Annotated in this window: 10 protein-coding genes; 7 read left to right on the top strand and 3 right to left on the bottom strand. The window is 60.1% G+C overall.

Annotated features, from left to right (window positions below):
- Positions 1–73: 73 nt before the first annotated feature.
- Positions 74–2,383: a DNA translocase FtsK gene (locus tag JQC81_RS30820; protein ID WP_203275586.1), complete on the top strand. Its 2,310-nt coding sequence runs from the start codon at positions 74–76 to the stop codon at positions 2,381–2,383.
- A gap of 311 nt (positions 2,384–2,694) precedes the next feature.
- Here JQC81_RS30820 and JQC81_RS30815 read toward each other — a convergent pair whose 3' ends face one another.
- Together JQC81_RS30815 and JQC81_RS30810 are read right to left on the bottom strand one after the other, a co-directional pair.
- The gene (locus tag JQC81_RS30815) at positions 2,695–3,408 is read right to left on the bottom strand and encodes an IS6 family transposase (protein WP_203275588.1); all 714 of its coding nucleotides are present in this window, start codon (positions 3,406–3,408) and stop codon (positions 2,695–2,697) included.
- A gap of 52 nt (positions 3,409–3,460) precedes the next feature.
- Positions 3,461–3,568, bottom strand: a complete 108-nt coding sequence (locus tag JQC81_RS30810) for a DUF411 domain-containing protein (protein ID WP_246520790.1) — start codon at positions 3,566–3,568, stop codon at positions 3,461–3,463.
- Positions 3,569–4,152: 584 nt separating this feature from the next.
- On the opposite strand from JQC81_RS30810, the gene JQC81_RS30805 reads away from it, so the two are divergent.
- Both JQC81_RS30805 and JQC81_RS30800 read left to right on the top strand, forming a co-directional pair.
- The gene (locus JQC81_RS30805; RefSeq protein ID WP_203275584.1) at positions 4,153–4,521 is read left to right on the top strand and encodes a KH domain-containing protein; all 369 of its coding nucleotides are present in this window, start codon (positions 4,153–4,155) and stop codon (positions 4,519–4,521) included.
- An 85-nt stretch (positions 4,522–4,606) separates the two neighbouring features.
- On the top strand, positions 4,607–5,125 hold the full coding sequence (locus JQC81_RS30800; protein WP_203275583.1) for a hypothetical protein: 519 nt from the start codon (positions 4,607–4,609) through the stop codon (positions 5,123–5,125).
- Positions 5,126–5,150: 25 nt separating this feature from the next.
- Here JQC81_RS30800 and JQC81_RS30795 read toward each other — a convergent pair whose 3' ends face one another.
- The gene (locus tag JQC81_RS30795; protein WP_246520789.1) at positions 5,151–5,657 is read right to left on the bottom strand and encodes a hypothetical protein; all 507 of its coding nucleotides are present in this window, start codon (positions 5,655–5,657) and stop codon (positions 5,151–5,153) included.
- A 310-nt stretch (positions 5,658–5,967) separates the two neighbouring features.
- Here JQC81_RS30795 and JQC81_RS30790 point away from each other — a divergent pair, with 310 nt between their 5' ends.
- From JQC81_RS30790 to JQC81_RS30775, 4 genes are all read left to right on the top strand, one after another.
- Positions 5,968–8,871, top strand: coding sequence for a DEAD/DEAH box helicase (locus tag JQC81_RS30790; protein WP_203275582.1), 2,904 nt, complete (start codon positions 5,968–5,970; stop codon positions 8,869–8,871).
- 229 nt (positions 8,872–9,100) lie between these two features.
- Positions 9,101–9,541: an RNA polymerase subunit sigma-70 gene (locus JQC81_RS30785; RefSeq protein WP_376772477.1), complete on the top strand. Its 441-nt coding sequence runs from the start codon at positions 9,101–9,103 to the stop codon at positions 9,539–9,541.
- Between the two features lie 603 nt (positions 9,542–10,144).
- A complete protein-coding gene (locus JQC81_RS30780) occupies positions 10,145–10,357 on the top strand; it encodes a hypothetical protein (protein ID WP_036345859.1) in 213 nt (70 codons plus the stop codon).
- Positions 10,358–10,533: 176 nt separating this feature from the next.
- Positions 10,534–11,321 (top strand): helix-turn-helix domain-containing protein (locus JQC81_RS30775; RefSeq protein WP_203275580.1); only part of this gene is annotated, 788 nt, incomplete at its 3' end.

Here is an 11,321-nt window from a genome sequence, read left to right as displayed (position 1 = left end):
GGATCCGGTTTCTGAACGACTGGCATCACTCGCCGACAGGGAAGCTGCCCTGTCTAGCGCTGGGTGCGGAGAGATGGCCGGTTCCGCGCGCCGGATGATCGATACGGCGACACGGCTTCCATTGTCACAGCAGGAGGCCCTTACCACGGATGAGGCGCCCCAGGAGAAACAACGCCCGGAGGCCCGGCTGGAGCTGGCCGCCCCCTTCAGCTTGACGTCCGCAGCCGTCTCGTTCTCGTGGCAGGGATTGTCACACCGAATGGCTGGCGTCGGTCCAGCAGGGGATCTGGACGCCATGTCCGAGGCCCCTGCCGATGGGCAGATCCTGGAGACCACTGAAGCAATCGCTGAGGTCACCAATGACAGCCAAGCGGATCCGGATGGAGCTTCCGAAGCGGAATATGGTGTCTCCACTGAAGCGGCACTACCATCCGAGCAGACCCAGGAAACGGCCGTCGAGACCGGGATCGCCGTTGAGGAAGAAGAAGCGGCTCCTGCTGTTCCAGGTGCCAGCGTGTCGGATCCCACCGAGGAGGAGGTCGATCTCGGATACCTCGCTCTCTACGAGGACCTCCTGCCGGCTGTGAGCAAGAAACCGCAGACGGGGAAGGTTGCCCTTCAGCCGCAGCCCGAACCGTTGGTCGACTCTGCCCCTGACCCGGTGCCTGATCAGATGGCTGACGCAGTTCTGGAGAGGATTGAGGAGGTGCCCTTTCCTGACGCTGTGACAGAGCCGGGCCAGGCACCGGTGACCCTAATCCAACCGCTTCAGGAAGCCGGCCCGGTCGTGGATCTCCCCAAAATAGCCCCGTCGACCTGGGGGCATCCGATCTCCCGCCCACAAGCGCCTGAGGGTTGGTCGTATCAGAAGCCAGACATCGCATTTCTGGCCGAGCCGCCGGAACGCGTAGGACAGGAGCTGACCGAGGACATCCTGGAGGAGACGGCAGGGCGGTTGGAGAAGGTCATCCGTGACTTCGGCGTGAAGGGCGAAGTCATCCATGTCCACCCAGGCCCGGTGGTCACGCTGTACGAATTCGAGCCTGCACCCGGCATCAAGTCATCTCGCGTCATTGCACTTTCAGAAGATATCGCACGCTCGATGAGTGCTGTCTCCGCGCGCGTGGCGGTGATCCCAGGCCGCAACGCCATCGGCATCGAGCTGCCGAACGAGACGCGCGAAACGGTGTACCTGCGCGAACTGCTTGCGTCAGACGATTTCGAGGTCTCAAAGCATAAACTTCCCCTCTGCCTCGGTAAGACCATCGGCGGTGAAGCCGTCATCGCGGACCTCGCCCGCATGCCGCATCTTCTGGTGGCCGGCACCACCGGGTCGGGCAAATCGGTGGCGATCAACACCATGATCCTCTCTCTCGTCTATCGGTTCACGCCGGCCGAGTGCCGGCTGATCATGGTCGATCCCAAGATGCTGGAGCTGTCCGTCTATGACGGCATCCCCCATCTGCTCACGCCTGTGGTCACCGACCCGAAGAAGGCGATCATCGCCTTGCGTTGGGCCGTGCGGGAGATGGAGGACCGCTACCGCAAGATGTCGAAGCTGGGGGTTCGCAACATCGACGGCTTCAACGCCCGCGTTTCCGAGGCCAAGGCCAAGGGGGAGGTCATCACACGGACCATCCAGACGGGTTTCGACAAGGCCACGGGGGAGCTGACGTACACCGAAGAAGTGATGGACCTTACATCGCTGCCCTACATCGTGGTGATCGTCGACGAGATGGCCGACCTGATGATGGTGGCCGGCAAGGAGATCGAGGGCGCAATCCAGCGTCTCGCCCAGATGGCCAGAGCGGCCGGCATCCACGTGATCCTGGCGACGCAGCGGCCGTCCGTTGACGTGATCACCGGCACGATCAAGGCGAACTTCCCCACGCGGATCTCGTTCCAGGTCACCTCCAAGATCGACAGCCGCACGATCTTAGGGGAAATGGGCGCCGAGCAGCTCTTAGGCCAGGGCGACATGCTTCATATGCAAGGAGGGGGCCGCATCGCTCGGGTGCACGGCCCCTTTGTCTCAGATATGGAGGTCGAACGAGTCGTTGCTCACCTCAAGCGACAGGCAAAGCCCGTCTACGTGGAGGCGGTCACGGCCGAGGAGGACGAGGAAATTGAGCCGGAGCAGACCCCCGTCTTCGACGAAAGCGAAATGGGGCTAGGATCGGGTGAGCTGTTCGATCAGGCGGTCTCGATCGTGCTGCGGCACAAGAAGGCCTCGACAAGCTACATCCAGCGGCGGCTGCAGATCGGCTACAACCGGGCGGCCTCAATCATGGAGCGGATGGAAAAGGAGGGCATCGTCGGTCCCGCCAACCACGCGGGCAAGCGCGAGATCCTCATCGGAACGGGTGGAGCGGACGAGGACTGAGGCTGGCAGCCGACCGGACTGGCACACGCGAACGAGCATCGGCTCGGCCTCTAGCAGTCGGTGCAGCCTGCCGGCCTCATCTCATCTCCACACCGTGCCCTCGGGAGTCCTTTGGCGCTCCCGAGGGCTTTCATTTTAGGGATGCCATCTTCAAAACCAGAAGTGCCTATGTCGCGTGCACCAAGCCATCAGGCGCCGGAGCCGACTTGAGCCGCGGATCAACCGTTCCTCCCCGACAGCGTGACGCTGTCATCAGGGGTTCCGTTGCAACTACTGAGGCAGTTCGAGCGAAGGCCGGATAAGGACGCTGGTTATGCGGCTGCGCCGAACAGGGTAGCGATGAAGTCGCGCTGAGTGCCCATGTCATTCGCTGGTGCACTGGCAACCTGTCCCTTGCTGATCATCGCCATGACCTCGTAGCCGGCAATTGCCCGTGAGGCCGTCGTGAAGCTCTTGAAGCCCAGCCCAGGACGGACCAGCCGTTTGATGCGCCGGTGATCCTGCTCGACGATGTTGTTGAGAAGTTTCACCTGCCGGAGCTTGGCAAACCGCCAGATCTCGCCGGCACCTTTCATAGCCATTATTGCAACTGGATAGGCGGCGTTCCTGTCGACCGTGATGGTCCGCGGATTGACCGTATGGGACTGCTTCAGCGTTTTCCGGAGAAAGCGCCGGGCGGCAGCCGCATCCCGCTTGGGTGAGAGCAGAAAGTCGATGGTCTGCCCGGTCGCATCAACGACACGGTAGAGATAAACCCATTCACCCTTCACCCGAATGTATGTTTCGTCCACCCGCCAAGAGCCGTTGGTCATGCGCAGGTGCGGACGGACGCGCTTGTCCAGTTCGGGAGCGTAAGCCTGGATCCACCGAAAGAGGGTCGTATGGTTCACTTGCACGCCGCGATCGGAGAGCATGCACGCGAGATCCCGGTAGCTGATCGGGAACTGTAGGTACCAGCGGACCGCCCACAGGATGATCTCCGCCGTGAACTGACGACCCTTGAACGGGTTCTTATTGCCTTTCATCACCGCCAGCCCCTCTCAGCCTCCTCCTGTCGTAGCTCAGGCCGAGCAAGCTTCAAAGCTGCAACAGAACCTCCGCGGGAACGTGCCCCTCGATGATATAGCCGATCTCGGCGGTGTGGCACGAGGCCAGGTCCTGCGGCACGCCAAGGCGAACCTTCATGCGGCTCACCTCCGGGGGCTCGACTATCTCCATGGGACGCCCTGCCTTGCGGACATGCTCCCGTGAGATCTGAACTCAGTTACCAAGAGTTTGTAACGGAGCGTTTTGGAACTACGGTCTGAGCGGCGCAACAGGCTGGGTTCATCTGCCCTTACAAAGTTGCTGCAACAGAACCTCTCGGCTTGCTTAACTCTCTAACAACCGTACTTCTTTTACCTTGAACCCGGTGATCCAAAATCCGGATGGCCTTCATGAAGAGGCAAGAGCACTCACCGGCTTACGTTCTCCAGATCAAGAGCCGATGGCGGGTTATCGTTCCTGTTCGCGGGAAGCTCACCCCAAGAGTACACGCGACGGAGTTCCCTTCCCGTGCAAGCGCTGAAGCTTGGCTTTGCAGTGACGAGGGAGGGCGTCAGGTTGATGCGTACCGAACTCCTGGAGTTTTGAATCAATCATTGCACTGACCGGCGACCAGCCGCAGCGCCGACTGATCAGTTGAGCAATTAAGGATGTTCGCAGAATTGCGTACTGCTCCGTCAAAGGTGCTGCCTACACTCGCGTGAGCTTTTCAGCGAGGGTACGGCATGAAGCGGTTGGTCACGATCACCGGTCCTGTAGCAGCCGCCCAGATGGACGGGTATCTTATTGAGGAACGCCTTCTTGATCACATCATGATTCAGGTGATCGACAGAGGTGGCGGAGACCTGGAGATCGCCTTCCATGAGCGGGACCGGCGCTACCTGTCACAGTTCTCGGCTGTGCAGTTGGCCGAATGGCTGCAGGAAGCCATGCTCCATGTCGAAGCGGCATGTCCGCTCGAGACACACGATGGCAAAGCCGCCTGGATTGTGGACGAGGCGCCACCGAGACCAAAGTTCCCCATCAAGGCGATGAGGCCTGCACGCCAAGAGCATGACCTTCCACCTGGATTGGAGTTCCTAAGACGCGACTGACCGTCATCTCCAATCCCACCGCCTGATAAGTTTCAGTAAGGAACTGCGCCTAGGGTGCTGCTCCGTCCTTGATCGGAGACAGCCCATGAGAACTTTCCTGCTCGCCACGATCGGGATTATCCTGGCATCCCCGACAGCAACCGCGGACGGCCTGACCCTTGCAGGCTCTCTCTGGGAGTGCACCCGCGCCTCTGATCGATCCCAGTTCGTGATCACCTTCTACCCGGGCGGTGGCGTCGGCGGAGGGGAGTTCGAGAATGATGAGGTGAGCCCCTACATCTTCGATGCCTCCCGGACGAGACTGGGCGAATGGCCGGGCAAGTGGGAGCAGACGGGCCAGCGATTCACCTGGGCATTTCCCGATCAGGGCATCCGGATTGAAGGGAGCCTTTCAGGTCTTGCGCAAGCAACCGCGCGGCTTACCGGCACCGAGACTGCATCGGGAGAACGCTCGACTATCACCTGCACGGCCCTGTCCAAGCTGCCAAAGATCGGGGAGGGGTTGGTCATCCCGAAGAACAACCATTTCATCGACCTGGATCAGGAAGACGGCGAGCTGAAGGTGCCTGCGGGCATCTCTCTGCAGGAGCCGGGGAGGCGATAAGCGTTATGGTTGCGGTGATCAGGAGTCAGTCGCAGATCCTTGTTCTGCGCAATGTGACATCACCAAAGGCGTCGATCTGCTTCGTTACGATAACGCGGCATTCCTGAACGGGCGCAGGGATGCCTACGATCCTGTCGCGGTATACGCGTGGAAGCACGCCCTGTTGCACAGAGACGATCGGGACATTCTGGGGAGGGACTAAGGCTGGACCCTCATAACCTTCGCTATCTTCGGCAGACACAATCGGCAGAGGCTGCTGCGGCACTAGAGCCGGCCCCTCATAACCCCCAACAAAGCGGCGCTCGATGACTCGCCGTTCAATCACCCCGTGCTCGATTGGTGGGGCGATATACGTCTCCTCGACCGCGAGCCGACGCCCGACTGGCGGGCGCTCCAGAACCGCTTCCTGATCCGCGAAATACGGGGGTAGATCCGCGGCTACAGCGGCCGCTGTACTCGCCAGAGTTGATCCGCCGAGCACCAGTGCGACCACGCTCGCTTGTGCAACTTTGTTTAGATCAAACATCTGCATGTGAGTTCCTGCCGTTCTTCGATGGGAACGTCGCCTCATGGTCAAGGTTCCATTTCTGAGCGTTCGTGCTGGGCCCACAGGCACGACATTTCGACGGGAAGCGTTCCGGCGCCCTAAGCCTCTGCTTAGGAGCGAGGGCAGCTTCGAAGTCGGTAAAGTCGGGTGCTTTTAAATCAACCTTAACGGTGATCGTGTTCCCAAAATGTTCTATGATGCTGAGGGCCACCTGAATCGGACGATCCCTCTGTCCGAGCAGGGCGCTCACGTATTTCTAGTGTTCCCCCCAAACCCATTTTTGATTTCCTGAACGATGCGGCCTCTTTCCAAACCCGCCGATGCTTCCGACGGGGTGTCAGCCATTTCTCTGATCCGGGTGCTCGGTGACAAGCAGGCCGAGCCTTACCAAGCTCGGATCATGCTCTCGCTGCGCCAGGCAATTCGGCGCGGGCGCTCGGGTGCGGTTCTGGCGCCTACAGGCAGCGGTAAGAGCCTGATGGCTGCGGCTGCCGCCGAAGACGCTTTTGATCTCGGCAAGCCCATCCTGATCCTGCATCCTGATAGCAGCCTGCTGCGCCAGAACTATGCGCAGTTGCAGGCAATCCCGTCCTTGCGGAAGGCGCGGGTAGCGTTCTTCGTTGCCAAAACAGAGGTCATCGGGAATGACCCGATGCTCCGCAACAGCCTCAATGCCGATGTGATCATGGCGACGAACATGTCGCTGGTGAACAAGCTGGATGACGAGGACTTCCTGCGCGGCCTTGACGAGTTCGGCAGGCGAGGGGGCATCGCGCTCATCGACGAGGGACACAAGGCCGCCGCAGAACAGCTCTCGAAAATTCTCCAGCGGATTGCCTGGGCAGGCGGTTCGGGGATCGTGCTGACCGCCACTCCGTTCAGGACCGACGGGCAAGATCCTCTCGATCCGTTCGGTGCCAGCATCGAGCACGATCTGATCGACGTCGCCACCTATGACGAAGTCCTGGCGTCGGGTCGGACGGTGAGGACCCGGTTCGACATCGCAACAGGCGAGTTCGAGCGCCATCTTGGCGCCGACGCTGTCCGGTTGATCGAAACGGCATTCCTGGCTCTGCTCGCCGAGAGCAAGTCGGTGGACCAGGCCTCCCAGCAGGCTTTCTCCCGCTTTTTCAAGCCGGATGCGAGCGAAGGCGACCGTGCGATCGCCGAGCTCATTGTCGCGGCGCTTGTTCGGATCTGGGATGCTCGTGCCGCCACCGCGGTTCTGGCCATGATTCATTGCGACAGCGTGGAATTTGCCAAAGCCCTTTCCGGCGCTCTGGCTGCTCAGCGGATGCCCCAGGAGCATTCCCGCGCGGGCGAGCATCCGCGGGTCGCCTTCGTGGTTGCCGGAGAAATCAGGATCTGGCGCAATGGACGGGAAACCGGCCTCAGCTCGGATGACGCGCCCGGCCGGAAGATCAAACGTGATGATCTCCTGAATACGGCCCGAGCGGGTGAGTTCGATATTCTCGTCAACGTGAACGCCTTGGGTGTCGGGACGGACGTTCCCCAGATCGACCTCAATATCCTGGCGTGTCAGGAACGGTCGATTGGCCCGGTCAAGCAGATCAGCGGCCGCGGCGAGCGCTCGCATAAGGCGACCCGCAAGACGCATCAGGTCTTCGTCGATGTCGGCAACTCGATCCTGAGGATCTTCAACGACATCGATGCGATGCGCCGCAATGATCCGGAACGTTGCCGGCGTCAGGTACGCGGCCTTGCTGCTCCCATCCGTGAGCAGTTTGAGGCGTGGTTCGACAAGGATCCGACACTTCGGGATCAGATCGAGGAACGCCAGCGCCAGATCTGGCTGCGCCTCGGCGAGTCCGATCGGGAGCATTATGAAGACCCGCTTGATCCCTCCATGTCCTGGGGCGAGGAGGATACGCTGCCACTGCCGAAGCCGTTTGCGCTTGGCATGATGGCGGCCGGGATGCGCCGATACGATTCCGAGACAAAGAAGTTCTCGAGCCGCCTTGCTCTGTTCTGTGATCTCTACCAGTCGGGGATCTATGGGGCAGAGGCCGTGCAGGATCTTCCGCGTTGGCTGGTGGCAACGCACGATGAAAAGACGGGAGCGCAGCAGGCATTCCTGTGCTCGACCCTCGACGTTGCCCGTAAGTACGCGGCATTCGTCGGCATCCGCTATGATGGGGAATACGAGCAAAGCCTTCCAAGCGACAAGCAGCGGCGGTTTCTCGCCAGCCTTCAGAAGGAGAAGCCGCAAGCGCAGCCCTGGCTGGTCCCCTTTACCGATGCAATGAGCGCGACCCAGATCGCGTGCGGGATCGATCTGCTGAAAGATCGGGCCGTACTGCTGGTGGCACTACTCGCCGCCGGCGCGACCCGCCTGATTGAGAGGGCGACGGGAGCTCATGGCCTCCAGCCCAAGCTCCGGTCGATTATTCTGGACCGGCCGAACCAGATCACGCCGCAACGGCGCGACCTGCTCGCGGCATATTGCCGACTGCGGCAAAGGCTGGGCGAAATTTCACCGTTATGGTTCGATCGCAAGGTCGCTCCGTTCTCGATCACGACCTATGATCCGAGCGTTCTGCCCGAGATCCGCAATGTGGTCTCCGCGACCGGGTTCGGGTTCTTTGTCATTGAGGATCCAGACAAAGAGGAAGCTCTCAAGCCGCGCCTGGCTGAGGGACTGATGAATGCCAGCATCGTGGCCGTCGGACCGAAGGGGCCGACCGAAGCATGGATCCGACAGAAGGCTGGATTTACCCGTCATGACGATGCGGCTCGTGCGCGGGAGCACGGCTTCCGGCTGGCCTTGGAGGACCTGTGCGATGCCGGCAAGATCTCCAGGCAGAGTACCATCGCCATTACCCTGAACCGTCTCGAGTACGTGGAGGTAGCGAGTGCAAAGCCGGGACGTGAGCTGACCCGTGCTATGGCCGATGTGGTCAAGGACCTCATGATCGTGCTGGGCCAGGACGGCCAGATGCCGATCGAAGGTGCACAGGTTGAAGCGATCCGTACGGCGATTGCGAACAACATCCCGGAGTGGGCAGTGGAATTTCAGGTCGCAAAGCTCTGTGCTCGTTATGCGCAGCAGACAGTACCGAACCAGAAGAAGATCCTGAAATCGCTGGAGAGAGCAGCCACGTTCAAGAAGAACCGCGATGCTTTCCTGCGGGCGCGGCAGCAGGCCAGCACCGGTGATCGGAAGGTTGCTTCTCGTTGATCGTGTGGTTGCCCTAAAGAGAGCGGTGCATCGTCGACCGTTCGTCTTGGCAAATCAGAAATTCTTGGGATTATTGCTCTGGGGGTGCTGACTTTTGCCCGAATTGAATGGCGTTGAATTCCTATAACAACCGGCACCCACCTGGCGGGCTTGGCTGATATCAATGGAGTGAGCCTCATTGACGACATTGAAAGAGTTTGAAGAGGCTTTGCGTGAGCAGGGCATGCATATGGCGCTGGCGATCCTGGAGAAGCTCAAGGAGCGGGACCGAGCCAAGCGGACAATCCGGCCTGCGCGTCGCATTGCTGGTAAGAAGATGACGCCGGAACTGGCGCGGCGGATCATTGAGCTCAACCAGACGAGTGACATGACCCAGCAGGAGATCGCGTTCCAGCTAGGCGTCAATCAGGGTCGAGTGAATGAGGTTTTGAAGCGCGGAAAGTGGCTTGAGGAAAATCCGACCTCAGAGGAGGCGGTCGCGCGGGACCGGGCCAAAGCTCGGATCAAGAAGACCAAGGCGGAAAATGTGCCGGTCAGCAGACGCAGGACTGCAGGGCCACCAGAAGAGACGCCGCGCCGTTCTCAGTCGAAGCCGAGGAACTCGTCGCAGTTGTCGATCGAGGAGTTTATCAACTCGGCGATGGCACCGGAGGGGAACCAGTCGCATTAGCCAGCATATGGAGAGCGGCTGGGCAACGAAAGATGCTGGTCCCTCGTCCTTGTTCGCCTGGAGGTACTGGGCTCCAGATTTCCGGGCGACGGCACGATGAGGAAGGCCCAATCCCTACAAATTGCGGCGACGTAAACTTTCACCAAGCCAAAGCCCCTATCGAATTCTCGGTAGATTTCCTCGTTTGCCATCCCCCTGAAGAGAAGTTCGAGCACTTCGGGTATCTGGGATTGAACCGGTCTACGAGACGGATCTGCGATCGGGAGCCTTGAATCTAATTGAAATATCCAACCGGATTTGTGGTTCCGTTGCCAGTCGTTAACCACATCAGCGCGCCGTTCTCGAATCATAATTCCAGCCCGCGAGTCGAGCTTTGAGCCGAATACTAGGCATTCTCGAATCAAGTGCGTAACTGAGAATCACTCGGAACCGGGCTTTTACATGCGAATTGAATCGGCCTTTTCAGCTAAATGATTCTAGCTAAAGAAGTTTCCCACCGCTGAATCGATCTATTGTGAATGGATTCTTGACGCGCGACTCCACAGCCAACTCAGAATCGGATCATTTCTCGTAACTGTCACAGGTGCGATGGGGTGGAGTGCCATGCCTGACGTGAAAGGGATCGAGCGTGTTCAGCGCCTCCGGAAAGCTCGCCGCGAGCGGGGTGACCGGGAGATGAACGTCTGGGTTCCTCAGTTGATTGGGGCTGCAATCGACCAAGCTGTCGAGAGCGGCCGCTTCAAGACACGCCAGGACGCCATCAACCACGCCCTTGAGACCACCTTTGTTCGGAAGGAGCCAAACACGGTGACGTAACCTAGGCAAAGCAAAAGGCCCACGAAGCTGGAAACTTCGAGGGCCTTTGGAGACCACCGCGAGGGTGGGCATTCGGATCTGTTTGGCGACAATCCTTATGCCATCCCGACAAGCTGCGTGTCAAGAGCATCGGTTCCGGTGAACACTCCCGCTTTGCCCTCAACATGGAGGGTACGATGCAACTCGCATCGTCAGGAGGCCGGCGGCTGAGACATGCCGCTCTGGTCGCAAGAGAACTTGCGCTCGAAACCGGGCGCACCGTAACGCGCAAAGAACTATCGGCAGCCGCCCGTGAGGCAGCCAAGGCCCTGAATCTAAAATCAGGAGCCCGTTGGGTTCTGTCCGAGCTCGTGGCCTGCTGGGGCGAGCAGGAGTGGGACAGGCTACTGGTATGGCCATCCAACGACTATCTGGTGACTCGAACCGGGAAGTCCGAGCGGGCCATCAGGGCGGCTTTCCGCGTTCTGATCGACCTGCAGCTGATCGTTCCCAAGGAGTCTCCCAACGGCAAGCGCTACGCTGTCAAAGACTTGGCGGGAGAGATCATCGATGCCTTCGGGTTCGACCTGACGCCGGTCTATGCTAGGCGAGGGGAGTGGGCCGAGCGGCTGATCGAGCAGAAGCAGGCCCGCGAGGCCCGCAAGCGCGCCTTCGACGAGATCACCATCGCCCGCAGGGCCGCTGAGGAGGCCCTGAGCGCCTTGGCGGAGCACCATCCGGAGCTGGACCGCTCAGATCTTGAGGAGCAGGTCAAAGGCTTGAAAGCCAGGACACCGGCCCGCAGCATGAAGGTTATGCCCCACGATGCTTTGGACCAGTGGACAGCCCTGAGGAGAGCATGCGAGGAAGCGTTCTTAAAAGCGGGCAATGGCGGCGAAATCCGCCGCCACACTAATAACAACAACGGATCTCCTAGTGAGCCTTGTAACAAGAGCTTTCCGAAGAAAGCTGAGGCGGTTCGTTC

The sequence above is a fragment of the Microvirga arabica genome, assembly GCF_016811235.1.
Taxonomy (GTDB): Bacteria; Pseudomonadota; Alphaproteobacteria; order Rhizobiales; family Beijerinckiaceae; genus Microvirga; species Microvirga arabica.
Note: the sequence above shows the minus strand (reverse complement) of the source record. Positions and strands in the feature narration are given on the sequence as shown.

Coding starts and splice junctions, on each gene's coding strand:
- JQC81_RS30820 (WP_203275586.1), top strand. CDS start 74: ATGGCCGGTTCCGCGCGCCGGATGATCGATACGGCGACACGGCTTCCA.
- JQC81_RS30815 (WP_203275588.1), bottom strand. CDS start 3,408: ATGAAAGGCAATAAGAACCCGTTCAAGGGTCGTCAGTTCACGGCGGAG.
- JQC81_RS30810 (WP_246520790.1), bottom strand. CDS start 3,568: ATGAAGGTTCGCCTTGGCGTGCCGCAGGACCTGGCCTCGTGCCACACC.
- JQC81_RS30805 (WP_203275584.1), top strand. CDS start 4,153: ATGAAGCGGTTGGTCACGATCACCGGTCCTGTAGCAGCCGCCCAGATG.
- JQC81_RS30800 (WP_203275583.1), top strand. CDS start 4,607: ATGAGAACTTTCCTGCTCGCCACGATCGGGATTATCCTGGCATCCCCG.
- JQC81_RS30795 (WP_246520789.1), bottom strand. CDS start 5,657: ATGCAGATGTTTGATCTAAACAAAGTTGCACAAGCGAGCGTGGTCGCA.
- JQC81_RS30790 (WP_203275582.1), top strand. CDS start 5,968: ATGCGGCCTCTTTCCAAACCCGCCGATGCTTCCGACGGGGTGTCAGCC.
- JQC81_RS30785 (WP_376772477.1), top strand. CDS start 9,101: ATGGCGCTGGCGATCCTGGAGAAGCTCAAGGAGCGGGACCGAGCCAAG.
- JQC81_RS30780 (WP_036345859.1), top strand. CDS start 10,145: ATGCCTGACGTGAAAGGGATCGAGCGTGTTCAGCGCCTCCGGAAAGCT.